Source organism: Nocardioides sp. Z30_9, assembly GCF_058215735.1.
In genome coordinates this window covers 370,440-392,531 of record NZ_JBZAJF010000003.1, presented here as the reverse complement: position 1 = coordinate 392,531, position 22,092 = coordinate 370,440, and the positions used below count along the sequence as shown (strand labels likewise).

At 71.0% G+C, this 22,092-nt stretch carries 23 protein-coding genes; 12 read left to right on the top strand and 11 right to left on the bottom strand.

From position 1 onward, the window contains the following. Positions 1-75 precede the first annotated feature (75 nt). Positions 76-570 carry a cupin domain-containing protein gene (locus AC4BGB_RS20415; RefSeq protein ID WP_490548824.1) on the bottom strand — a complete coding sequence of 165 codons (495 nt, stop codon included), beginning with the start codon at positions 568-570 and terminating at the stop codon, positions 76-78. Between the two features lie 58 nt (positions 571-628). Here AC4BGB_RS20415 and AC4BGB_RS20410 point away from each other — a divergent pair, with 58 nt between their 5' ends. From AC4BGB_RS20410 to AC4BGB_RS20400, 3 genes are read left to right on the top strand one after another with little or no spacing between them, the layout of a single operon-like run. Continuing rightward, positions 629-1,288 carry a TetR/AcrR family transcriptional regulator gene (locus AC4BGB_RS20410; protein WP_490548823.1) on the top strand — a complete coding sequence of 220 codons (660 nt, stop codon included), beginning with the start codon at positions 629-631 and terminating at the stop codon, positions 1,286-1,288. Between the two features lie 9 nt (positions 1,289-1,297). Further along, the gene (locus AC4BGB_RS20405; RefSeq protein ID WP_490548822.1) at positions 1,298-2,236 is read left to right on the top strand and encodes an aminotransferase class IV; all 939 of its coding nucleotides are present in this window, start codon (positions 1,298-1,300) and stop codon (positions 2,234-2,236) included. Then, entirely contained in the window at positions 2,233-2,943 is a 711-nt protein-coding gene (locus AC4BGB_RS20400; RefSeq protein WP_490548821.1) for a sulfotransferase-like domain-containing protein, read from the top strand. The genes AC4BGB_RS20405 and AC4BGB_RS20400 overlap by 4 nt, the downstream gene beginning before the upstream one ends. A gap of 28 nt (positions 2,944-2,971) precedes the next feature. Here the strand turns inward: AC4BGB_RS20400 and AC4BGB_RS20395 are convergent, their stop codons facing one another. From AC4BGB_RS20395 to efp, 6 genes are all read right to left on the bottom strand, one after another. Next, positions 2,972-4,324 (bottom strand): dihydrolipoyl dehydrogenase family protein, encoded by a 1,353-nt coding sequence (locus tag AC4BGB_RS20395; protein ID WP_490548820.1) that lies wholly within the window; start codon positions 4,322-4,324, stop codon positions 2,972-2,974. Positions 4,325-4,466: 142 nt separating this feature from the next. Then, the gene (locus tag AC4BGB_RS20390; protein ID WP_490548819.1) at positions 4,467-5,093 is read right to left on the bottom strand and encodes a hypothetical protein; all 627 of its coding nucleotides are present in this window, start codon (positions 5,091-5,093) and stop codon (positions 4,467-4,469) included. A gap of 7 nt (positions 5,094-5,100) precedes the next feature. Next, on the bottom strand, positions 5,101-5,910 hold the full coding sequence (locus AC4BGB_RS20385) for a DUF1206 domain-containing protein (RefSeq protein ID WP_490548818.1): 810 nt from the start codon (positions 5,908-5,910) through the stop codon (positions 5,101-5,103). After that, complete coding sequence (locus AC4BGB_RS20380; RefSeq protein ID WP_490548817.1) at positions 5,907-6,962, bottom strand: GNAT family N-acetyltransferase; 1,056 nt, start codon at positions 6,960-6,962, stop codon at positions 5,907-5,909. Before AC4BGB_RS20380 ends, AC4BGB_RS20385 begins: the two co-directional genes overlap by 4 nt. A 25-nt stretch (positions 6,963-6,987) precedes the next feature. After that, positions 6,988-7,392, bottom strand: coding sequence for a transcription antitermination factor NusB (gene nusB / locus AC4BGB_RS20375; protein ID WP_490548816.1), 405 nt, complete (start codon positions 7,390-7,392; stop codon positions 6,988-6,990). A 13-nt stretch (positions 7,393-7,405) separates the two neighbouring features. Further along, positions 7,406-7,969: an elongation factor P gene (efp, locus tag AC4BGB_RS20370; protein WP_490548815.1), complete on the bottom strand. Its 564-nt coding sequence runs from the start codon at positions 7,967-7,969 to the stop codon at positions 7,406-7,408. A 153-nt stretch (positions 7,970-8,122) separates the two neighbouring features. On the opposite strand from efp, the gene AC4BGB_RS20365 reads away from it, so the two are divergent. Beyond that, positions 8,123-9,622: a family 14 glycosylhydrolase gene (locus tag AC4BGB_RS20365; protein ID WP_490548814.1), complete on the top strand. Its 1,500-nt coding sequence runs from the start codon at positions 8,123-8,125 to the stop codon at positions 9,620-9,622. Between the two features lie 16 nt (positions 9,623-9,638). On the opposite strand, the gene AC4BGB_RS20360 is transcribed toward AC4BGB_RS20365, so the two are convergent. Then, positions 9,639-10,268, bottom strand: a complete 630-nt coding sequence (locus tag AC4BGB_RS20360) for an FMN-binding negative transcriptional regulator (protein WP_490548813.1) — start codon at positions 10,266-10,268, stop codon at positions 9,639-9,641. A 174-nt stretch (positions 10,269-10,442) separates the two neighbouring features. Between AC4BGB_RS20360 and AC4BGB_RS20355 the strand changes: the two genes are divergently transcribed. Further along, a complete protein-coding gene (locus tag AC4BGB_RS20355) occupies positions 10,443-11,117 on the top strand; it encodes a histidine phosphatase family protein (RefSeq protein ID WP_490548905.1) in 675 nt (224 codons plus the stop codon). A 21-nt stretch (positions 11,118-11,138) separates the two neighbouring features. Here AC4BGB_RS20355 and AC4BGB_RS20350 read toward each other — a convergent pair whose 3' ends face one another. Further along, the gene (locus AC4BGB_RS20350; protein ID WP_490548812.1) at positions 11,139-11,804 is read right to left on the bottom strand and encodes a response regulator; all 666 of its coding nucleotides are present in this window, start codon (positions 11,802-11,804) and stop codon (positions 11,139-11,141) included. Positions 11,805-11,951: 147 nt separating this feature from the next. On the opposite strand from AC4BGB_RS20350, the gene AC4BGB_RS20345 reads away from it, so the two are divergent. From AC4BGB_RS20345 to AC4BGB_RS20335, 3 genes are read left to right on the top strand one after another with little or no spacing between them, the layout of a single operon-like run. Beyond that, a complete protein-coding gene (locus AC4BGB_RS20345; RefSeq protein ID WP_490548811.1) occupies positions 11,952-12,494 on the top strand; it encodes a hypothetical protein in 543 nt (180 codons plus the stop codon). Positions 12,495-12,506: 12 nt separating this feature from the next. Continuing rightward, the gene (locus AC4BGB_RS20340; RefSeq protein ID WP_490548810.1) at positions 12,507-13,676 is read left to right on the top strand and encodes a sensor histidine kinase; all 1,170 of its coding nucleotides are present in this window, start codon (positions 12,507-12,509) and stop codon (positions 13,674-13,676) included. Between the two features lie 12 nt (positions 13,677-13,688). Beyond that, entirely contained in the window at positions 13,689-14,831 is a 1,143-nt protein-coding gene (locus AC4BGB_RS20335) for a sensor histidine kinase (RefSeq protein ID WP_490548809.1), read from the top strand. Between the two features lie 19 nt (positions 14,832-14,850). Here AC4BGB_RS20335 and AC4BGB_RS20330 read toward each other — a convergent pair whose 3' ends face one another. Next, complete coding sequence (locus AC4BGB_RS20330; RefSeq protein WP_490548808.1) at positions 14,851-16,113, bottom strand: HNH endonuclease signature motif containing protein; 1,263 nt, start codon at positions 16,111-16,113, stop codon at positions 14,851-14,853. Between the two features lie 121 nt (positions 16,114-16,234). Here AC4BGB_RS20330 and AC4BGB_RS20325 point away from each other — a divergent pair, with 121 nt between their 5' ends. The 3 genes from AC4BGB_RS20325 (at position 16,235) to AC4BGB_RS20315 (ending at position 18,714) form a co-directional block, all read left to right on the top strand. Further along, complete coding sequence (locus tag AC4BGB_RS20325) at positions 16,235-16,609, top strand: VOC family protein (RefSeq protein ID WP_490548904.1); 375 nt, start codon at positions 16,235-16,237, stop codon at positions 16,607-16,609. A 162-nt stretch (positions 16,610-16,771) separates the two neighbouring features. Next, positions 16,772-17,137 (top strand): response regulator, encoded by a 366-nt coding sequence (locus tag AC4BGB_RS20320; RefSeq protein WP_490548807.1) that lies wholly within the window; start codon positions 16,772-16,774, stop codon positions 17,135-17,137. Then, positions 17,134-18,714, top strand: coding sequence for a sensor histidine kinase (locus AC4BGB_RS20315; RefSeq protein WP_490548806.1), 1,581 nt, complete (start codon positions 17,134-17,136; stop codon positions 18,712-18,714). Before AC4BGB_RS20320 ends, AC4BGB_RS20315 begins: the two co-directional genes overlap by 4 nt. A gap of 4 nt (positions 18,715-18,718) precedes the next feature. Here the strand turns inward: AC4BGB_RS20315 and dctP are convergent, their stop codons facing one another. Beyond that, positions 18,719-20,200 carry a TRAP transporter substrate-binding protein DctP gene (gene dctP / locus AC4BGB_RS20310; protein WP_490548805.1) on the bottom strand — a complete coding sequence of 494 codons (1,482 nt, stop codon included), beginning with the start codon at positions 20,198-20,200 and terminating at the stop codon, positions 18,719-18,721. A gap of 822 nt (positions 20,201-21,022) precedes the next feature. Here dctP and AC4BGB_RS20305 point away from each other — a divergent pair. Further along, positions 21,023-22,090, top strand: coding sequence for a histidine kinase (locus AC4BGB_RS20305; protein WP_490548804.1), 1,068 nt, complete (start codon positions 21,023-21,025; stop codon positions 22,088-22,090). Positions 22,091-22,092 lie beyond the last annotated feature (2 nt).

Genomic DNA, 22,092 nt, shown 5'->3' with positions numbered 1-22,092 from the left:
GGATGTCGATCGGGACCGAGACTAGCAGCCCGTCCGGGCACCTCCGGACGCGACTCGGCCTGGTGGCGGGCCGGACTACTCCGGGAGCGGCGGCCCGAGGACCTCGAGCCCGTAGCGGGGCGCGACCTCGTTCCAGCGGCCGATCTCCTCCTCCATGGAACGCCCCTCGCCCGGCGCCGGGATCTCCATCCTGGTGGCCGGCACCCCCACCTCGTCGTAGAGCCCCATCAGGCCTCCGGGAGCGGTGAGGCTCAGGAAGCGGGCCGGCCCGTCGCCCCGGATCCGGAAGGCGTGCGGCGTCCCCAGCGGCAGGTGCAGGAAGGACCCACCGGCGAGGTGGTGCGTCTCCTCGCCCGCGCGGTACTCGATCTCTCCCGCGAGGACGAACAGCGCCTCGGCCTCCTGGGTGTGCCGGTGCAGTGGCGTCGCGATCCCCGGTGGCTGGGTCACCAGCGACATCGCGTAGCCCCCGCCGGTCTCCCCCGCACTGACCAGGTGCTCGAACAGCGATCCCATGGCCCAGGTGCCGGGCCCGTCTCCTGCGGTGTGCACCACGATGCTGTCGCCCATGGCTGCTCCCAAGGTTGATCCGAACTGACTTCGGACGAATATTGCTACGGTAGGCCGCATGACCGCACCCGTCAACGGCCCCCGTCGCTACCGCTCCCCGCGGCGCGAGGAGCAGGCAGCCGCGACCCGCCGTGCCGTGCTGCTGGCCGCGCGCGACCTGTTCACCGAGCGCGGCTACCCGGAGACCACGGTCGCCGACGTGGCGCGCCGGGCCGGGGTCTCGGTGGACACGCTCTACGCCAGCGTGGGACGCAAGCCCCAGCTGCTCCTGGCCGTCCACGACATGGTGCTGGGCAGCGCCGAGGAACCGGTCCCCGCCGAGCAGCGCGACTACGTGCGCGCGGTCCGGTCCGCGGTCGGCGCCCGGGCCAAGCTGACGACGTACGCCGAGGCGCTCGGCCGGCTCTTCCCCGACACCGTCCCGCTTGCGGAGTCCCTGCGGGTGGCCGCCCAGGGCGACGCCGAGTGCCGCAAGGTCTGGGAGGGCCTCAACGAGCGCCGGGCCACCAACATGCTGGTGCTCGCACGCGACCTGCGGGCGACCGGGGAGCTCCGCGAGGACCTCACCGACGACCAGGTCGCCCACCTCGTGTGGACCACGAACAGCCCGGAGTTCTACCTGCTCACCACCGCCCGTGGCCGCTCGCCGCAGGACTACGTCGCCACGGTCACCGATCTGTGGTGTCGCACGCTGCTCGCGGAGCCGCCCGCCTCCTAGGGTGCTCGCATGACATCGGGCAGCACCACCACCGGCACGCAGCACTCCTCCGACGACCCGCGCAACGCCTCGATCCTGATCTGGGTCAACGGGGAGCTGCTCCCCCGCGAACGCGCGGTGGTCTCGGTCTTCGACTCCGGGTTCGTCCTCGGCGACGGCGTCTGGGAGGGGCTGCGGGTCGCCTCGGGCCACCCCGCCTTCCTCGACCAGCACCTCGACCGGCTCGAGGAGGGCGCCCGGGCGCTGATGCTCGATCTCGGGATGAGCCGCGAGGAGCTGACCGAGGCGATCTACGCGACGCTGCGGGCCAACGAGATGACCGACGGCGTGCACGTGCGGCTGATGGTGACGCGCGGGGTGAAGTCGACGCCGTACCAGGACCCGAGGGTGACCATCGGACCCGCGACCGTGGTGATCATCGCCGAGCACAAGGAGCCCCTGCCGGCCACCGTCACCGAGGGGATCACCCTGTTCACCACCCACGTCCGCCGGGCCACGCCGGACACGCTGGACCCCAAGCTGAACGCGCACAGCAAGCTCAACGACATCCAGGCGTGCATCCAGGCCTACACGGCCGGGGCGGACGAGGCGCTGATGCTCGATCCGCAGGGGTTCGTGGCCACGTGCAACAGCACCCACTTCTTCATCGTCACCCGGGCCGGGGAGGTGTGGACCTCCGACGGCCGGTTCTGCCTGGCCGGGATCACCCGCGCGAACGTGCTCGAGGTCTGCCGGGGCAACGACATCCCCGCGCGGGAGACCACGTTCAGCCTCACCGACGTCTACAACGCCGCGGAGGCGTTCGTGACCGGGACCTTCGCCGGGGTGGTCCCGGTGCGCACCGTCGACGGCCGCACGATCGGCTCGGGGCAGCGCGGGCCGGTCGTGGAGCGGCTGCAGTCGCTCTACAAGGAGCACGTGGCCGCCGACGTGGGGTCGCGCGGATGACCGTCCGGGTGGCCATGTGGAGTGGGCCCAGAAATATTTCGACGGCCATGATGAGGTCGTGGGAGAACCGCCCGGACACCGTGGTCGTGGACGAGCCGTTCTACGCCGAGTACCTCGTCCGGACGGGCCTCGAGCACCCCGGCCGCGACGAGGTGATCGCGTCACAGCCGACCGAGGCCGACGAGGTCATCAAGTTGCTCACCACCGACGACTCCGCACCGGTGCACTACACCAAGCACATGACCCACCACCTCCCAGCGGACCTCGACCTGGGTTGGGTGAGCCACTTCCGCAACGTCCTGCTGATCCGGGACCCGGCCGAGGTGGTGGCCTCCTACGTCCGGTCGCGCGAGACGTGCGAGCCCGAGGACATCGGCCTGCTCCAGCAGCTGCCGCTGCTCGCGGCGCTGCCTGAGGACTCACCGGTGATCGACGCGGGCGACTTCCTGCGCGACCCCGAGCGGCACCTGCGGTGGCTGTGCGACTGGCTCGGGATCGCCTTCACCGACCGGATGCTGTCCTGGCCGGCGGGCCCGCGCGAGTCGGACGGCGTCTGGGCGCCCCACTGGTACGACGCGGTCCTCGCCTCCACCGGCTTCGAGCCGTGGCGTCCGCGCGAGCTCCGGCTCAGCGACCACGACGCCGCGGTCGCCGAGGCCTGCCGCCCGGCGTACGACGACCTCCGCGCCCGGCGACTGGTGCTCTGACGGCGCCCCGGGTGTGTGCGCGGACACGTCAGGAGAGGTCGGCGAGCGCGCTCTCGACCGCGCGGTGGAACGTCGGGTAGGCGTAGATCATCGACCGCAACGTGTCCGTCGGGACCTCCGCGTGCACCGCGGTGGTGAGCATCCCGAGGATCTCCCCGCCGCTGGGCCCGACCGCAGTGGCACCGACGAGGACGCCGCGGTCGGCGTCCTCGACGAGCTTGATCAGGCCGTGGGTGCGGGCGATCCAGCCGCGCGTGGACGAGGCGAGGTCGGTGAGCCCGACCCGCACCTCGAGTCCGGCGGCGCGCGCCTGCTTCTCCGTCATCCCGACCGAGCCGACCTCGGGGTCGGTGAAGGTGACGTGCGGCAGCGCCCGGTAGTCGGCGGCGGGACCGTCCTGGCCGAGGATGTCGCGCACCAGGATCGCCGACTGGTACATCGACACGTGCGTGAACGCACCGTGGCCCACCACGTCGCCGAGCGCCCACAGCCCGTCCGCGGCACGCAGCCGCTCGTCCACCTCGATCGTGCGCGCACCAGGGTCGAGGCCGACCGTCTCCAGGCCGAGGTCGGTGAGGTTGGGCCGGCGACCAGCCGCGACCAGCAGCTGCTCCGCGTCGATCTCCCGGTCCTCGAGCACGACCCGGAAGCGCCCGTCGTCGTGGGAGACCGAGCTGATGCTCACCCCGGTGAGCACCTCGATGCCCTCGTCGGCGAAGACGTCGGCGAGCAGCCTGCTCGACTCCGGCTCCTCGGGCCCCAGGATCCGCTCCCCCACCTCGAGCACCGTGACCCGGACGCCGAACCGGCCCAGCGCCTGGGCGAGCTCGGCGCCGATGGGGCCGCCGCCGATGACGGCGAGGGAGCCGGGCAGTGACTCGATCCGGAGGATGTCGCGGTTTGTCCAGTACGGCGTCTCGGCGAGGCCCTCGATCGGCGGAGCCGCGGGCGACGTACCGGGGTTGAGCACCACCCCGGTCGCAGCCTCGTAGACGTCGTCTCCTACCTGCACGGTGCGGGGGCCGACCAGCCTCCCGCGGCCCCGGACGAAGGTGACTCCGGCCGCGACGAGCCGGTCGACGGCGACCTTGTCGTTCCAGTCGTCGGTGGCCTCGTCACGGATCCGGGCGTGGACCTCGCCCCAGTCGGGCCGCACGTCGGCCTCTCCGGCGAGTCCCTCGACGCGTCGCGCCTCCGCGAGCACGTCGGCGGCCCGGACGATCATCTTGCTCGGGATGCAGCCGTAGTACGGGCACTCACCCCCGACCAGGCGCTCCTCGACCGCGACCACGGAGAGACCGGCCTTGGCCAGCGCAGTCGCCGTCGCCTCCCCACCCGGCCCCAGCCCGATGACCACCACGTCACATGTGTTGTTCGCCATCGCCACAGTCTCCCCCTTCCAGCCGACGAGCCGCATACGCGCGGACACTAGTTCTGGATCGCCTCGTCGAGGGTGGTGCAAACCGGTGCGAGACCGGCACCCGGCTCGAACTTCTGTCCGCGCGTCTGCGCGGAGGGGCCGCTCAGCTACTCGACGAACCCACGTCGATGGTGGTGACCAGGTCCGTGACCGAGGGGCGCTGGGGCGTGGAGCCGAAGCCGAAGCGGGGCTCGGGGGATACGGGGGCGAGGTCGCCGAGGTCGGCTCCGTGCCAGGTGCCACGGAGGCCGGTGACCCGGTGGAGGTCGGTGGCGCCGTAGAACTCGCGGCGGCGGTTGCCGGCCGTGCCCCGGGTGCGTACGCCGCGCAGCAGCAACCGGGCCACGGGGTCGGTCACCCGCGCCCACGTCGGAGCCGTGGCCACGCGGGCCGGCACCAGTCGCAGCAGCCGGCCAAGCGACGTCCGGCTGCCCACGCGCAGGGTGAGGTCGAGCCCCGGTGCCAGCACGTGCCAGGAACGGTCACCGACCTCGGCGCTGACCGACCCGGTCACGACGCTGTCGAAGTGGTAGGTCGTGGACACGAAGTCCGCGACCTCCTCGTCTGGGGCGAGCAGGACCCGGGTGCCGTCGGGCTCGGCGAGCATCACGTCGGTGAAGCTGCCCAGCGGCGAGTCGCGCCAGTGGCCGACCACGACGCGCACGCCGCTCGTCGAGCCGGCGCCGGCGATCGCGCCGGTGAACCGGTGCCGGCCCCTGCCCAGCGCCACCAGTGCCTCAGCGGTCGAGGTGGCGGGCCTGGGCGAAGCAGAACACCCCGTAGCAGCCGATGCCGAGACCGATCGCGACGAGCAGGTAGGGGCCGAACGGCTGCTCGAGCACCTTCAGCAGCGCCGCGTCGAGCCCACCGGACTCCTTGGGGTCGTGGGTGATCCCCGCGTAGCAGAACAGCCCGCCGACGATGGCGAAGGCGATCCCCTTGGCGATGTGGCCGACCTTGCCGAGCAGCAGGTAGGCCGCTCCGCTGTAGCCGAGCTTGCCCTCGGTCTCGAGCCGCTCCGCGAACTTCTCCGTCCAGCCCTGCCAGGCCAGCACCACGGCGTACCCGATCACGGCGAGGCCGACCGCGCCCACGATCCAGGGCCCGGCGGGGAGCCCCATCAGCCTGGCGGTGATCCCCTTGGAGCCGTCACCCGAGCCGCCGGACCCGATCGCGACCCGTACGGCGCTCACGCCGAGGACCACGAACACGCATGCCTTGCCCGCGGAGACCGCCCGTTTGCGGACCCGGTCGAAGCCGTCCTCGTCGCGGTGGCCGAAGACCGCCTCGAGGAGGCGCCAGGCGACGAGCAGGAACATGCCCGCAGCGATCGCCCAGACCATCGTCTGGCCGAACGGCTTGCTAGCCAGCTCCTGCAGCGCGCCCTGGGTGCTGGCCTGCTCCTCGCGGTCGCCGAGGGCGAGCTGGACGGCGATCCAGGCGATCAGCAGGTGCACGACTCCGTAGGCCACCAGGCCGGCCCGGACGGCGTGGTCGAGCCAGTCGCTCTGCTCGGCCTCGCGGCCCATCACCCCCGCGTCGGTCACGAGAAGTCGAGATCCTTGAACCACGACTCCAGGACGTAGCTGGTCTTCCAGCCCATCGAGGCGTAGAGGCCGTCGGCACCGGTCGGTGAGTCCGAGTCGACCTCGAGCCCGACCCGGTCGCGACCCCGGCGAGCGGCGTCGGCGATCACGGCGTGCAGCAGGGCCTTGGCCACCCCGCGCCCGCGGGCGTCGCGGTGCACGCCGATGTACTCGACGTAGCTGCCCTCGTGGCCCTCGGCGTTCTCCGGCAGCACCGTCCCCACGAGCGCCCCCGCGGCCAGCGGCTGGCCGTCGTCACCCTCGACGAACGCCAGCCACCAGTGGTCCCAGCGGTGGCCGGGGTCCTCGCGCAGGCGCTGGAGGAACTCCGGGAAGCTCTCCCGGTAGGAGTTGAAGTGGTCCTCGAAGGAGGACTCCAGCATCTCGTGCACCAGCTGGAGGTCACTGGCGACCGGGAGGCCGTTCTCGTGAGAGGCGACCCGCCGCAGGGTCACGCCCTCCCGCGGCCCGGGCAGCGACGTCGCTTCCTCGGGCACCACGGGGCGGGTCATCTGCGGCCACGTACGGCGCTTGGAGTACCCCGCGTCCGCCAGCCACTGCTGCTGCAGGGTGTCGTCCGCGAACGGGCTCGCGTCGAGGCGGGTGCCGTCGACCTCGCGCAGCTTGGAGATCTCCTCGGCCTGCTCCTCGGCCCACTTGTAGAGCGCTCCGGCGAGGGCTGTGGCCTCCTCGAGGGAGCGGTCGACGTACAGCGCGACCATGGTGCGGCCCGCGGCCCGGTCGTGTACGACGACCCAGGCGCCCGGGCGTCCGTCGGGGCTGATCGCCAGCAGCTGGCGGCGCGTCCAGGACGCCGGTCCGGCGACCTCGGACTCGATCGCCTCGCGGTCCACCGAGGACGACCCCGTGTGGGCGAGGCGGTCGGCGCCGCGCAGGGCGACCAGGACCTCGAGGTCCTCCAGGAGCGGGACCCGAGCGGTCCAGCCCTCGGGGAACCCGTCGGGAGTGGTGATCGCTGCGTCGGGGACGGGAGGCTTCGTTTCGGGGGTCACCCGGCCATCCTGCCGGAACCGGCCGTCACCGGGCGAGGGTGTCGCTGTCGCGGACGATGTTGCCGAGCACGCCGTTGACGAACGCAGGCGACTCGTCCGTGGACAGGTCGCGCACCAGGTTCAGTGCCTCGGAGACCGCCACGGCGGCGGGCACGTCGTCGACGTACAGGACCTCGAACGTCGCCAGCCTGAGCACGTTGCGGTCCACCGCCGGCATCCGGTCCAGCGTCCAGCCCTGCGCGTAGCCGGCGATCACCTCGTCGAGCCGAGCGCGGTGCTCGGTGACACCCTGCACCAGCTCGACGGTGTACTCGTTGACCGCTCCTGCCTCCGCCTGCTCCTGCAGCGCCTCCACCGTGGAGCGGTTGCGCATCTCCGAGGCGAAGAGGACGTCCAGCGCCCTCTTGCGGGCCTTCGAACGCGCGCTCATTCCGCGGACCCCATCAGCTGCTGACGCGGCCCAGGTAGGACGAGTCGCGCGTGTCCACCTTGATCTTCTCGCCGGTGGTGATGAACAGCGGCACCGAGATCTGGTGGCCTGTCTCCAGCGTCGCCGGCTTGGTGCCGCCGGTGGACCGGTCGCCCTGCAGGCCGGGCTCGGTGTACTGCACCTCGAGCTCGACCGAGGCCGGGAGCTCGATGTAGAGGACCTCGCCCTCGTTGGTGGCGACCAGGGCCTCCTGGTTCTCCAGCAGGAAGTTGGTGGCGTCGCCGACGACCTCCGGGGAGACCTCCAGCTGCTCGTAGGTGCCGGTGTCCATGAACACGAACGAGGTGCCGTCGTTGTAGAGGTACTGCATCGTCCGCTTGTCGACGCTGGCCACCTCGACCTTGACGTCGGCGTTGAAGGTGCGGTCGACGGTCTTGCCCGAGCTGATGCTCCGCAGCTTGCTGCGCACGACCGCGCCGCCCTTGCCGGGCTTGTGGTGCTGGAACCACATGACCTGCCAGAGCTGGCCGTCGAGCTTGAGCACCATGCCGTTCTTCAGGTCGTTCGTCGTTGCCATGCGGGTATCTCGCACCTTCGGGGGGTCGGGGGCTGGTGAGCGGCTGCTGAGAGTAGCTGGGGCCCGACCTGGTCGGGCACAGCGTCTGAGTCTAACCGGCGAGGGGCTCGGCGACCTCTGGCGACTCCCGGCGAGTGGTGGCAGCATGCGGAGATGGGCTCGTGGACCAGGAAGTTCGCCGCACCGACCATCGCACTGGCCAGCTCGCTGGCCGTCTCCCTGGCTGTCTCGGCCACGCTATGGGCGGTGCCCGCGGCGGCGGCCGACGCCCCGCGGCCCCCGGGCCCGGTGGCACGCGGCAACCCTGACTTCAGCGCCAACGTGATGGCGCCGCTCAAGGTGACCGACTGGGCCGACTTCCGCAGCGACCTGGCCTCGGTCAAGGCGTACGGCGTGGACGCGGTCAGCGTCGACGTCTGGTGGGGCGACGTCGAGGGACGGGCCGACAACCGGTTCGACTGGAGCTACTACGACCGCGTGTTCTCGACGATCACCGCCGCGGGCCTCGACATCGCGCCGATCTTCTCCTTCCACCAGTGCGGCGGCAACGTCGGCGACGACTACACCAGCCTGCTGCCCGGCTGGCTGTGGAAGAAGTACGCCGGCCGCACCCTCGACGGGGTCCGCATCGGGCCCAAGGGGCTCCAGCACCGCAGCGAGCAGGGCAACTGGTCGGCCGAGACGGTGCAGGGCTGGGCGGACCGGCTGGTGGCCGGTGAGTACCGCGACTTCACCAAGGCGTTCACCCGTCACTTCGCGAAGAAGTTCGGCCGCGACATCACCGAGATCAACGTCTCGCTCGGCCCCTCGGGCGAGCTGCGGTACCCGTCGTACAACAGCCACGACACGGGCACCGGCTACCCGACCCGCGGCGGCCTGCAGTCCTACTCCCCGCTCGCGGTTCGGGACCTCCAGGAGTGGGCGATCGACCGCTACCGCTCGCTGCGGGGCGTCAACCGGGCCTGGGGCACCGACTACCGCTCGGTCCGACAGATCCGGCCGCCGGCCGACGCGGACGCGTTCTTCGAGACCGGCGCCTACCGCAGCACGCGCTACGGCACCGACTTCGTGGACTGGTACAACGGCTCGCTGGTCGCCCACGGCAAGCGGATGCTCACCACCGTGATCAAGGCGCTGGGCGGGAAGTTCCGCCACGCCGACATCGGCTACAAGGTGCCCGGCATCCACTGGCAGATGGGCGCGGGCTCGCCGTACCCGCGGGCGACCGAGGTGACCACCGGCCTGATCCAGACCAGCGTGGACGAGTCCGCCTGGCGCACCGGTCACGGCTACGCCCGGATCATCGAGCTCGGCTCCCGCCCGATCGCCCGCCGGCACGTGGTGATGCACTTCACCGCGCTGGAGATGGGCGACAACGACCCCGGCGACGTCGACACCGCCAGCGGGCTGCGCCCCCACTCCCTGGCGAAGACCCTGGTCGGCTGGATCGGCGACTACGCCCACCGGGTGGGCACCGACCTCAAGGGCGAGAACGCCCTCAGCGGCGGGGTCCAGTACGACTTCGGCTGGGACCAGATCAACGACGCCTTCGAGACCTGGGGCTACCTCGGGCTGACCGTGCTCCGGATGGGCGACGTGGCCGAGGGCACCGGCGCCACCCGCTACGCGCAGTTCATCGACGAGTACCGCTGACCGCTGTCGGGCTGGCTCAGTCCTCGGCCAGGGTTTCGCGCACCTGCGCGGCCACCACCGCGGCGTCGGGCGCGGGCTCCTCGGCCAGCCCGCGCACCACACCCTCGCGGTCGGCGACGGAGCGGTTCTGGCTGAGCTTGGCCTTGGCGTCGACGGACTCGACCGTCACCTCCACCCCGACGATCCCCCGCAGCTGTCCCTGGACGTAGGTATCCGGGGCGTCGCTGACCTGCCAGGGCTCCTCGCGGTGCTGCTCGTGCGCGCGAGTGAGCACGGTGACGGCCTCGAGCAGCCACTCCGGCTCGTGGTGGATCCGGGCCCGCCCGCGGAGCTGCACCGCGGAGTAGTTCCAGGTCGGGACCACCCGGCCGTGCTCGGCCTTGGCGGCGTACCAGGACGGCGACACGTAGGCCTGCGCCCCGCGGCAGACCAGCAGCACCGGCGCGTCCTCCTCGACCTGCTGCCAGTGCCGGTTCGCGCGGGCGAAGTGCGCGATCACCCGATCCCCCTCCCAGACCACGGGCAGCAGGGTGGCGAGCGGGTACCCGTCGGCCCCCACGGACACCAGCTCGGCCGAGCCGATGCCGGCCACGAAGGCCCGGATCTCCGCCTCGTCCTCGACACGGTTGAACGGTGGCACGTACATGCACCAAGGCTAGGCCGCGCCGCCCCGTCCCGCCGTACGACGCCGACCGGGCACGAACGTCCCGCCGTACGACGCCGAGCGGGCACGAACGTCCCGCCGTACGACGCCGACCGGGCACGAACGTCCCGCCGTACGACGCCGAGCGGGCAACCATAGGATCCTCGGGTGCGTCTCATGCTGATCCGTCATGGCCAGACCCCCAACAACGTCACCGGCGCTCTCGACACCGGGTTCCCGGGAGCGGGACTCACCGCGCTCGGGCAGCTCCAGGCCGAGGCCGTGCCCGAGGCCCTCGCACGCGAGACCATCCACGGCGTCTACGCCTCACCGCTGCAGCGGACCCAGCTGACCGCCGCCCCGCTCGCAGCCGCGCGAGGCCTGCGGGTCGGCGTCACCGACGGGCTCGAGGAGGTCGCGGCAGGCGACCTGGAGATGCGCAACGACCGCGAGGCCGTGCACGCGTACGTCGATTGCCTGGCCGCGTGGATGATGGGCGGACTCGACCGCCGGATGCCGGGCGGCGAGACCGGGCACGACTTCCTCGCCCGCTACGCCAACGCCATCCGTGACATCGGCGAATCCCACGGACCCGACGACACCGTCGCGGTGTTCTCCCACGGCGCCGCCATCCGGACGTTCTCCGTGCTGGCCGCGGCGCTCGAGCGCGAGGTCGCGGTCGAGCTGAGCATCCTGAACACCGGCATGGGGATCCTCCGAGGGCAGCCGGGCGACACCTGGGCACTGGAGGGCTGGGTGAGCCACCCGGTGGGAGGGCCGCACCTCGCCGATGCGCAGGCCACCCACGACGTCACCGGCGAGAGCGCCGAGGAAGTGGCGCTCGAAGGCTGAGCCTTGCGCCGAACAGCACCGCTACGCGCCGCCGCGCCCCACGAAGCCCGACTCATACGAGACCACCACTGCCTGGACCCGGTCGCGCACGCCCAGCTTGGACAGGATGCGGGCGACGTGCGTCTTCACCGTGGACTCCGCCACCACCATGTCGGCGGCGATCTCCGCGTTGGAGAGTCCGCGGGTGATCAGCCGGAGCACGTCGAGCTCGCGCTCGGTGAGCTGCTCCAGCTGGGGCGGGATACCGGGCGTGGCCACCGGCTCGGCGAACCGCTCCACCAGCCGCTGGGTGATCGAGGGCTCGATCAGGGAGTCGCCGGTGGCGGCCGCGCGCACGGCAGCGATCAGGCGTGACGAGGGCGCGTCCTTGAGCAGGAAGCCTGCGGCGCCGGCGCGCAGCGCGCGGTAGATGTACTCGTTCTGGTCGAACGTCGTGAGTACGACGATCGTCGGTGGGTCCGGCTGCTGGAGGATCTGCTCGGTGGCGGCCAGACCGTCGAGCTCGGGCATCCGGATGTCCATCAGCACGACCTCGGGCTTCACCAGCGACGCCTGACGGATCGCCTCGTGGCCGTTGTCGGCCTCAGCCACGACCTCGATGTCGCCCTCGGCCTCCAGGATCACCCGGAAGCCGGTGCGCACGAGCTCCTGGTCATCGGCGATGAGGACCCTGATCACGTGCCTCATTGTGCCGACCTTCGAGCGCCAGCGGGTCCCCCTTGAGGATGACGTCGCGCTCCAGGTTCATCCCTGCTGTGGACGCGGGCTACCCACTTGCCTTGCGACTGTGAGGTCACCGGGGTCAGTCAGACGCCGCATCGGAAGGAACCAGAGATGGACAACATCCTCAAGGGCATCCGGCCCCTCGACTACGTGCTGACGGCCGTGATGGTCGCCCTGGCCGTGCTGATCGGGCTCGAGAACGTCCTCGCGGGACCCGACTACGAGATCGCGCACCCGCTCGACTCCCAGTCGGTGCTGATGATCCCAGTCTTCGTGCTGGCGGCGCTGCCGATCCTGTGGCGCCGCCGCAACGTCCTCGCCGTGATCGGCGTCTCGTTCGTCGTGACCGCCGCGAGCATCCCGATGTTCGGGTGGGTCACCCGCTGCGGGTGGGCGTTGCCGCTGTCGTTCGCGCTGGCGTACGCCGTCGCCCGCTTCGCCGGGAGCAGGCAGAACCACCTGATCGGCCTGGTCGGCATCCTGGCGCTCCAGATCGTCACGCTGGTCAGGGACGCCTCGACGGACGGCTTGAACGCGCTGCCGCTCTCGCTGCCGCTCGCCGCGGTCTTCTACGGCATCGGGTACCTCGTCGAATCCCGCTCCCGCAAGCAGCACGACGCGCCTAGTGTGGACACCAAGCGCGTCCACGCCTGAAGGGGCCGAACGATGAGCGAGGGCTTCAACGGGATCTTCCGGGGGGTCCGTCCCGTCGACTGGGTGCTTGCGGGGGCACTCACCGCGGTCGCGTCCGGGCTGATGGTGGTGAACATCCACTTCACGGACGCGGGTGTGACCGCAGCCGTCGCCGACGGCACCATGGTCCACGAGCTCAGCTCTCAGTCGTGGGCCATGGTCCCGGTGCTCGCTCTCGCGACGGTCCCGGTGCTGTGGTGGCGGCGCAACGTCATCGCGGTCACCGCGATCGCGCTGGTCGTGATGGTGCTCCACGACGTGGTCTTCGGCTGGGTGACCAGGTGCGGCGCCGGGCTGCCCCTGGCGTTCGTGCTCGCCTACCTCGGTGCAGTGGCCCTGCAGCGCAGGCAGGCAGCGGTCTCGCTGGGCCTGTGCACGCTGCTGACGGCGGCGGTCCTGGCCCGTGACGCCACCACCGGCTTCGAGCCGATGGGGCTCGCGGTCCTGATCCTGGTGATCGTCTTCGGGGTCGGTCGCGCCGTACGGCACCGCACGGCCATGAGCACGGAGCTCCGGGCCCGGACCGTGGAGCTCCAGCGGCTGCGCGACGAGCGGGTCGCGCTGGAGCTGACGAGTGACCGGGTCCGACTCTCCCGCCAGCTCGACGGGCTGCTGCAGGAACGGCTCAGCCAGCTCACCGCCGCGGCGGACTCGGGCCAGGACCTCGACCCGGTCAGCGCCAGGGTCCTGCTGGAGTCCATCGAGAGCGACAGCCGCGCCACCCTCGACGGGATGCGCGAGATCGTCGGTCTCCTGCGGGGAGGCGACGTCGCGCTGGCTCCTGCTCCCACCGTCGCCCACCTCGATGCGCTGCTCGCCCGGCACACCGGCTCCGACTCGCACCTGACGGTCACCGGAGACCCGCGGTCGCTGCCCGCGACGGTCGAGCTCTCGGCGTACCGCATCGTCGAGCACCTCGTCGAGGTCCTCTCCGACCAGACGGGCTCCCCCATCGAGGTCAATGTCCGCTTCGACGACGACGCGCTCGAGATCCGGGTCATCGGACCGGTCAACAGGACGGCCGACGTCAAGACCGCAGTGACGCGGGCGCGCGAGCGTGCCAAGTTCCTGGGCGGCTCGCTCGACATCAAGGTCAGCCGAGGGCGGGCCCGCGCGGTGGCGCAGCTCCCGGTGCCGGGATAGCGGCGGCTGCGCATGGTCAGGGTCGAACGCGTCGCCATCGCCGTGGGAGTGCTCCTCCTGGTGGCGTTGCCGACCGCGCTCGACGGGTGGCCGACCACGCTGCGCGGCAACCTGTTCCTGGTCCTGTTCCTGGCGTCGGGACTCGCACTGATGTGGTGGCGGACCCAGCCGCGCGTCGCCTCCGTGATGTCCCTCGGTCTGCTCCTGGCGGCAGTCGCCCTCGGCACCCACCAGTCCCCCGACTCAGGGATCGTCATCTACTCGCTGGCCTTCGCCGTGCTCGCGCTCGGCTGGTCGGGACGCGCCGCCTGGCTGGTCGGCCTGTGCGCGGTTGCCTACCTCGTGCCCTTCTACTACCTGTCCGAGGGGGGTAGCTGGGTGTCGGCACTGATGTTCTCGGTGCCGCCGTACGTCGCCGGCACTGTGTTGCGGCTCCGCAAGGAGACCGCCGACCAGCTCGCGGTGCGCGCCAAGGAGCTCGAGGACGAGCAGCAGCTCTTCGCCGAGATCGCCCTGCGCCACGAGCGCGCGAGGATCGCCAGCGAGCTGCACGACATCGTCGGCCACGCGATCAGCGTGATGGTGATCCAGGCTGCCGCCGGGCAACGCCTGATCGACACCGATCCGGCGCGTGCCAAGCAGGCGTTCGCAGCGATTGCGGAGTCAGCGCGACAGGGCACCCAGGACCTGGAACGACTCATCGAGCTCCTCGGCGGGACCCCCGACGGCGCTGTCGGCGCTGGCGGCGGACCCGACCTCTCGCTCGTCGACGAGGTGGTCACCCGCGCCGGCCGCAGCGGCCTGAACGTCACCTGCCGCTTCGAGGGGGACCGCGACCGGGTCCCCCCACCGGTCGCGCACCTCGCCTTCCGCGTGGTCCAGGAGAGCGTGACCAACGCGCTCCGGTACGCGCCCGGTGCCGACGTCCGCATCGTCATCAGCGTCGACGAGGCCGAGCCCGGACTCGCCATCCGGGTCGAGAACGACGCCGTGCCGGATCACGAGGCCTCGCTCTCCGGCACCGGCCGAGGCCTGGTCGGCCTGCGCGAACGCGTCCAGACGCTCGGCGGTCATTTCACCGCCGGGGCGACCGGCGCAGGCGGGTGGGCGGTCGAGGCGCGGCTCACCGGGGATGTGGGAGTGCGGACCGAGTAGGGGTCATGGAAGCGTCGGCCTACGTCCGCCGGTGGAAGCTCACCTTGCCGTCGGGGTGCCGGGCGACCCGATAGCGCCGGTCGTGGATCCGACGGTGGTGGTGCCCGCACAGCAGCCGGCCATGCTCGACGTCGGTCGGTCCCCCTTCGGCGTACGCGATGTCGTGGTGTGCGTGGCACATCGAGGGCGGCTTGTCGCAGTCGGTGGCCGTGCAGCCACCGTCCCGGATGCCCATCACGACCCGTTGAGCCTCGGTGTGGAACCGGCGCTTGCGGCCCACGTCGAGCACCTGGCTCTTGCCGCCCAGAACGACAGGGAGGACGCCGGCGCCGCAGGCCAGCCGCCGGGCCTCGGCCGCGGAGATCCGGCCACCGGTGTCCAGGGTGCACACGCCCGCAGCGTCCAGGGCTCCGGTGAGCTGGTCGAGGGTCATCGTGACCACGATCGTCGCGGTGGTCCCACCCGCTTTGGGCAGCCATTTCCCCGGGATCGCCTCGAGCAGCTGGCAGAACGCGACGCCGGTGCGGACCGACGTGGGCAGGTCGGGGTCGATGTCGGTGGCTGTCGAGCGCACCGGGTTGGTCAGCGACCAGAGGAACTTCTTCAGGATCTGTCCGTGCAGCGCTGGGATCCGGAACTTCCCGTGGCACACGCCCTGGTCGTCCTCGCGCAGCTCCAGTGACGTACGCCGCGCGGCGGCCGCTTCCTCGGCCTCGAGCTGCTCGCCGAGGTAGCGGTCGGCCAGCTCGGGGGCGACGACCTCGAACAGGTGCCGCCCCAGGAGCCGCAGCTCGCGGGCGTCGTGGTGTGCGGCCAGCCCGACCAGGTGCTCCTCGGCCCGCCGCCGCTGGTCGGCGTCGACGGCGAACTCACCACTGCGGGGCAGCTGCTCCAGCGACTTCACGATCGCCCGCCCCTGGTCCCCGTTGACCGCGCCCCTGGACATCGCCGCGGCGAGCACGTCGTGCTCCTCGAGCGCCTTGGCGAGCTTCAGGTCCGAGCGACACGCGATCCGGGTCTGCCGGGTGGTGACGGCCAGCCAGTCCCCGGCAGAGGCAGCGCCCTGATCGGTGGTGGCGCCGGCCCGGTCCGCTTCGGCCAGCACCCGCAACCGCATCGCCGCCAGCTGCGCCTCAGCGCGCGCGAGGTCGGTGAGCGTCTGCCGCTGCTCCTCGGGACTCATCGTCGAGGTCGGCAGATCGACCAGCTGATCCAGCCGCCCGCGCAGCCGCCCGGCGAAGTCACAGACCGGGTGCGACCGGTCCATCAGCTGGCTGCTCATGAGTCAATCCAAGCAGCGACCACTGACAGTTTCTGGCCGAGAATCCCCTTGCTCTACAAGGGAATCGAGGACCTTATGGCGGCTGCGATGAGTCCTCGTGGCGGATGAAGTCCGCACTGTCATGACTGCACTCTTTTCGAAGCTACAGACAGTCACGATTCCGGTGACTGACCAGGAACGGACCAAGGCGCTGTTAGAGGAACTCGGCTTCCGCACGACGATGGACGCGGAGCTGCAGCCCGGCTTCCGGTGGATAGAGCTCGCTTTCCCCGACCCAGGGGGTACGACGCTCTCCCTGGTCGCCGCCGGCGACGAGCTGCCGGCGGGGATCGACACCGGCATCCGTCTCCTCACCCCGGACGCCAAGGCCGCGCACACCCTCCTCGCCACCAAGGGCCTGGACGTCGGCGAGTTGCTGGACTGGGACTCAGCCCCGCTGATGTTCAGCTTCCGCGACCCCGACGGCAACCGCTTCTACGTCAACGAGAACGGCTGAGCGCGCAGTGGCCGGTCGCCGACCTGCACCGCATCTGCGCGATCCAGCCAACCATCCTTTCGCGTAACCTCCACAGTGGGTGCTGGCCCGCCGATGCGAGGTCCTGGGTCTTGTGCGGCTGACCACGATGCGGCCGCATGTGGAAGGGGACACGATGAGCCCATGGTGCGTCGCGTGCTCGTGGTCGACGACCACGACGACGTCCGGGCCGCGATCGTGATGCTGCTGACGGCGGAAGGTTTCGCCGTCGTCGGGGAGGCCGCGGACGCCGAGCAGGCACTGACAGTGGCCCGCCGCGAGCGACCGGGGGTCGTGCTGCTCGACATCAGGCTGCCCGGCCCGGACGGGTTCGCCGTGGCCCGAGAGCTCAGCTGCCTCAGTCCGGCGCCCACAGTCGTGCTGATGTCGAGCCGCGAGGCCGGGGTCTACGGCCCGGAGCTCGAGCGGTCGTCCGCCAAGGGGTTCATCACGAAGAGCGACCTGTCGGGCGCCACCCTGAGGCGAGTGCTCGGCGATGTGGTCGCGTGAGGACTGTTCGTCTGGCCGTGGTGGCGGCGGCGGTGACGCTCGGGGTGACGTCCGTTGCCGTCGGGTACGGCTGGCGCCAGCCCTTGTTGTGGGGGCCCGACCTGGTGGTCGGCCTCGTGTGGTGCGCCGCGGGCCTGAGGTTCTGGAACCGTCGACCGATGGTCGCCGCGCTGGCGCTGGGCGTCGGTACGACCTGGTTCGTCAGCAGCTTTGTCCCAGCCACCGTCTTTTGGCACAGGGGGTTGCTCATACACCTCCTGCTCGGCCTGGCGTTCGTCAAGCGGGGTCGTCTGTTGATCGGGACCGTGGCGCTCGTCTACCTGTGCTCGCTCACCCCGCTGGTCTGGCGCGGCGAGCGCGCGACGATCGTCCTCGCATGCGTGCTCCTCGCTCTCGTCGCGGGCCTCGGCAGCGGGCCCGCCCGGCCGGCCCTGGCCCGCGCGGCACAGTCGTGCCTGGTCGTGACCTGCCTGGTACTGGTGGCCAGTGCACTGATCCGGCTCGCTGCGCCAGAACCGGGTGGCGGTGCACTCCCGACGCTCCTCGCCTACGAGGCCACGTTGGTCGTGGTGGCCGTGGTTCTCATCGCCGCCGAAAGCACCACCGACTCCGACTCCGTGGCTGACCGTGTACTCGAGCTGAACGACGGTCCGGCCTCCTCCCTGAGGGACGCGCTGGCCGAGGTGCTCGAGGACCCGGAACTCCAGGTCGGCTACTGGCGTGACCACATTCGGGGCTACACCGATCTTGAGGGTCGCGAGGTGGTGCCACCGTCACCGGCGACCGGCCGCGACTCGCTGCACATCCAAGCCAACGGCAGGCCGGTCGCACTCGTGGTGCACGATGCCGCGCTGCGCGGTGACCCCCGGCTCGCTGCGGCCGTTGGGGTCGCCACCCGGCTGACCACCGCGAACGCGGACCTCCGCGCGCGAGTCAGCCAGCGCCGCGAGGAGTTGGCCGCGTCGCGACGACGGCTCGTGCAGACCGCCGACGAGGAGCGAGCCGATCTGGCATCGCTGCTGCGGATCGGACCTCGAGCCCGCCTCACCGGGCTTCTCGGCACGCTGCGCAGCATCCCGGATCCGCCCTCCGACGTGGCCACTGCGACGGCCCACGTGGCCGAGACCCTCGAAGACCTCCGCCGGTGGGAGCAGGGCCTGCATCCTCGGGACCTGGAGAAGGGTCTTGGTCCGGCGCTCGAGTGCCTGGCCGCCGCCAGCCAGATCCCGGTGACGATCGCCGAATCCGGCGGACGCGCGTCCCCGGCTGTGGAGACCGCGATCTTCTACACCTGCGCCGAGGCCCTGGCCAACGTCACCAAGCACTCCTTCGCCACGCGCGCGACCATCATCATCGCGTCCGACGGAGATCTGGTCACCTTCGAGGTGACCGACGACGGGACTGGAGGGGCGGACCCGGATGCGGGGACCGGGCTCCGGGGTGCGCGCGATCGGATCGAGGCGTTCGGGGGCACGCTGAGGGTGACCAGCGCGACCGGAGGCGGCACCACACTCAGCGGCGAGGTGCCGCTGAGTCCGGATGGCCGTCCCGGATCCTCGGAGGACCCTGCTTCCTGATGGGTCACTCGATCTTGGTGAACGGACGACCTCCGAAGATCGCCTCAACGAACATCTCGGCCTTGGGATTCGTCAGATCCTGGAGGTCGGAGAGCCGCAGCCCGTCTGCGTCGATCTCCCAGGTGCCCGCGAGTGTCCCGGAGCAGTTGGTCTCGAAGCGCACCTCCAGCCGAGTCTCGGTCGAGGAGTAGCTGCCCACGCAAGGTGGGAACGATGCTCCCGGTGGGGGCTTCTCGGTGTAGACACCCTGGTCCAGGGTGAACGTGAGGACACCGACGTACTCCTGCGCAGTGGTCTTGTCGAGCCCGGTCTCCATGAGCGTTTTCAGGCTGTTGTCGCGACGGTAGGTCCCGTCCGGGATCTCGTTCTCGCCGTCCGGCACCTTGGGGCTGGCCTCCTCTGCTTCGACCCCGCCGCAGGCAACCGGGCGCTCATCCTCGCCCACGGTGACGGACTTCTTGAGCTTCGTGATCGTCTCGATCATCTGTGCTGTGGGTGGATCCGCCTGGAGTTGGTCGTAGACCGGCCGGGACTCCCTCAGCCACGCCTTGACTGCGCTGGGCGGCGCCAGGACGGTCTTGAAGCCGGCGTCGCAGAACTCGGCGGCCGCTTCCGCGTCCGTGGGCATCTCTTCGATCGCCCAGCTGCGGGTGGCCACGGCCGCATCCTCGAGGGCCTCACGCTGGCCGTCGCTCAGGTCGGCCAGGACGCTCGAGTTCACGACCAGGGACTGCACCTTCGGGTACAAGGTGACGTTCGCGGTGCCGACTGAGTGCCGGGGCAGATGCTGCGCGTGGTCGAACGACGACTCCACGGCGGTGATCGACCCGTTCGCGACCGCGGCAGCGAAGTCGGTGCCGGGCCCTGCGGCATCAGTGGGCTGGGCACCGAATGCCTTCAGGATCGAGTAGCTGAGTTCGGATTTCGGCGCCCGGATCGCTCGTCCGTCGAGGTCGTCTGGCTCGAGCGTCGGATCCGCGAAGGAGAACGGGTGGCGCAGCGACTCGGGCACCAGCGCCAAGCCCGTCACCCCGGCCTTCGCCAGCCCGGCCAGCATCTCCTCGGCGACGTCATCCGCCACCACTGTGGCGACCAGTGCGCTGGAGTCGACCAGGAGGGGTGCGTGCAGGGCCTGCAACGTGGAGACGCTCTCGGTGTCCCAGGCCCGGGCTGGGATCATGCCCAGATCCAGCTTGCCCGAGGTGACCTGGCGGGCGACCTTCTGGTCCCAGTCCGCCTGGTTCGGGCCAGCCGCACGCCAGACTGGCTTGACGACGACGCTGCCGCCGGACGCCTCGGCGACCTGTCGCGCGAACTCTTTGATCAGAGTGCCTGCCGGCCGGTCCTCGGTGTCATCGGTGCCGATGGTGAGGGTGACCGGGGGTGTCGAGCCGCCCGCCTTGCTGACCTCGTCGTTGCTGCATCCGCTGGCTGCCGTGACAGTGGCGAGGAGGATGGCCGTCGCGGCGATCGAGAGTCTGGTCATGGCCGGGCCTTTCGTGGGGGTGTCGCTCGACCGTAGGCCGGGTGCCGCCCGCTCCACATCGCGGCGGACCCGGTATTCGCGTCCGTGCGATGTGTGGCTGTCCACTATCGCCTGACGCGGTCGCGCTGGCCGATACTGCTCTTGTGTGTGTCGTCGGCGGTCCCGCGGGACGGACCTTGTGCACGTCGGCTGTTCTGCTCGTCGGGGTCGGCACAGTCACCGCCCAGCTGGCCCACAACAACGACCTCGTGACCACGCACGCCGCCGTGCGCCCCTCGGCGGCCGCGCTCCAGCTGGTCGCGTCACTGGCGTTGGTCGGCGCGGGTCTCGTCGTCTGGTTCGGCCAGGAACGCGGATCTGTCGGACCAGCGACTCTCGGCGCCGCCGTCGCCTTCATGGCGCCCGTGTGGGTCGGGTGGCAGGACGCTCCAGCGCTGCTCCGCAGCGCCGGCGTGGTCCTCTCTCCGCTCCTACTCCCTTGTCTCATCGACGTCGCGGTCGGGTTCCCGGACCGCGGGAACCGCGACGCCCTGCACAAATGGCTGGTGAGGTCGGGCTACGCGGTCACGAGCGTGTACGTCATCGTCAGGGCCGCGGTCTACGACCCGTTCCTCGACCCCAGGTGCTGGGCGTACTGCCTGGACAGCACCTTCCTCGTAGACGCCGCACCGGGTTTCGTCGGCGCGCTCGATCTCCTGTGGCGCGTGGCAGCGGCGCTCCTGGCCGCCCTGCTCCTGCTGGTGTCCCTGGCGCGTCCTGGCGCGCTCGACCGCGAACAGGTCGCTGATCTGGCCGGTCGTGACTGCTGCGACTCTCGCTGCGGTGACCCAAGCCGCCCGCTCCGTGCTCTCAACCGCTCCCGAAGACCCCCGCCTCGAGCCGCTCCAGACGCTTTTCCTCGTAGAAGCCGTCTCGCTGGTCGCCCTCGCCGCCGCGCTGGCCTGGGCCACGTGGCGTCGCGAACAGCGACGTGCCGCAGCGATGAGCCGGCTGGCCGAGGTGGCGAGCGAGGCAGCCGGCATCGACTCGCTGACGGACGCGCTGGCCGCAGCCGCGGGGCGCCCCGACCTCGAGCTCGCGTACTGGCTCCCCACGGCAGGACGGCATGTGGACGCCAATGGGCAGCTGCTGGCTGATGCGCCTATGGCGGGTGACGTGTCGGTGCTCCGCGGGGAGACGCCAATTGCGCTGATCAGAGGCGGTGGGCAAACCACATCCACAGCACTGCTGTCGGAGGCGTTGGGACCGGCGGCACGGCTGGCGTTTGACAACGAGCGCCTCAGGGCTGAGGAGATGTACCACGTCCGACGGATCGCGGACTCACGTGCACGAATCGTGGCGGCAGCGGACCGGGCCCGTCGCGAGCTGGAGCGTGACCTGCACGACGGCGCCCAGCAGCGCCTGCTGGCGGTCATGTACTCGCTGCAGACGGCTGCGACCGCTGCGCGCGGTCGCGGGGACCTCGCGCACATCGCGGCTCTGGACGAGGCGGTGGACGAGTGCCGGTCAGCACTTGCCGAGCTGCGCGACCTCGCGCACGGCACCTTCCCCGCCATCATCGACACCGCAGGGCTCGCCCTGGCCCTCGACGATCTCGCCGACCGCGCGGATGTGGTCCTCACCGTGGAGGACCAGATGACTCCGGCCCTGCCTGCACCCGTCGCCCATACGGTCTACCTCGCTGTGGTCTGGGCCCTGGTTGCAGTCGCCAACGGTGGTGGAGTTGGGCCGCTGCGAGTCAGGCTCGAAGTCGCCGGCGAACTCCTCGTCGTGACGATCGAGGGCGCGCCTCCCGGTGAGTACGTTCGGACCTCCGACCGGGTGAGCGCCCTGGGTGGTCAGCTGCATGCCGACGACGGACTACTGAGGATGGAGATCCCATGCGACTAGTT

Excerpts from the sequence above, each read along its gene's own strand:
- AC4BGB_RS20395 (WP_490548820.1), bottom strand. The coding sequence starts at position 4,324 with ATGGCGAACAACACATGTGACGTGGTGGTCATCGGGCTGGGGCCGGGT.
- AC4BGB_RS20320 (WP_490548807.1), top strand. The coding sequence starts at position 16,772 with ATGGTGCGTCGCGTGCTCGTGGTCGACGACCACGACGACGTCCGGGCC.
- AC4BGB_RS20410 (WP_490548823.1), top strand. The coding sequence starts at position 629 with ATGACCGCACCCGTCAACGGCCCCCGTCGCTACCGCTCCCCGCGGCGC.
- AC4BGB_RS20355 (WP_490548905.1), top strand. The coding sequence starts at position 10,443 with ATGCTGATCCGTCATGGCCAGACCCCCAACAACGTCACCGGCGCTCTC.
- AC4BGB_RS20330 (WP_490548808.1), bottom strand. The coding sequence starts at position 16,113 with ATGAGCAGCCAGCTGATGGACCGGTCGCACCCGGTCTGTGACTTCGCC.
- AC4BGB_RS20400 (WP_490548821.1), top strand. The coding sequence starts at position 2,233 with ATGACCGTCCGGGTGGCCATGTGGAGTGGGCCCAGAAATATTTCGACG.
- efp (WP_490548815.1), bottom strand. The coding sequence starts at position 7,969 with ATGGCAACGACGAACGACCTGAAGAACGGCATGGTGCTCAAGCTCGAC.
- AC4BGB_RS20345 (WP_490548811.1), top strand. The coding sequence starts at position 11,952 with ATGGACAACATCCTCAAGGGCATCCGGCCCCTCGACTACGTGCTGACG.
- AC4BGB_RS20365 (WP_490548814.1), top strand. The coding sequence starts at position 8,123 with ATGGGCTCGTGGACCAGGAAGTTCGCCGCACCGACCATCGCACTGGCC.
- AC4BGB_RS20415 (WP_490548824.1), bottom strand. The coding sequence starts at position 570 with ATGGGCGACAGCATCGTGGTGCACACCGCAGGAGACGGGCCCGGCACC.
- AC4BGB_RS20350 (WP_490548812.1), bottom strand. The coding sequence starts at position 11,804 with ATGAGGCACGTGATCAGGGTCCTCATCGCCGATGACCAGGAGCTCGTG.
- nusB (WP_490548816.1), bottom strand. The coding sequence starts at position 7,392 with ATGAGCGCGCGTTCGAAGGCCCGCAAGAGGGCGCTGGACGTCCTCTTC.
- dctP (WP_490548805.1), bottom strand. The coding sequence starts at position 20,200 with ATGACCAGACTCTCGATCGCCGCGACGGCCATCCTCCTCGCCACTGTC.
- AC4BGB_RS20325 (WP_490548904.1), top strand. The coding sequence starts at position 16,235 with ATGACTGCACTCTTTTCGAAGCTACAGACAGTCACGATTCCGGTGACT.
- AC4BGB_RS20340 (WP_490548810.1), top strand. The coding sequence starts at position 12,507 with ATGAGCGAGGGCTTCAACGGGATCTTCCGGGGGGTCCGTCCCGTCGAC.
- AC4BGB_RS20405 (WP_490548822.1), top strand. The coding sequence starts at position 1,298 with ATGACATCGGGCAGCACCACCACCGGCACGCAGCACTCCTCCGACGAC.
- AC4BGB_RS20360 (WP_490548813.1), bottom strand. The coding sequence starts at position 10,268 with ATGTACGTGCCACCGTTCAACCGTGTCGAGGACGAGGCGGAGATCCGG.
- AC4BGB_RS20335 (WP_490548809.1), top strand. The coding sequence starts at position 13,689 with ATGGTCAGGGTCGAACGCGTCGCCATCGCCGTGGGAGTGCTCCTCCTG.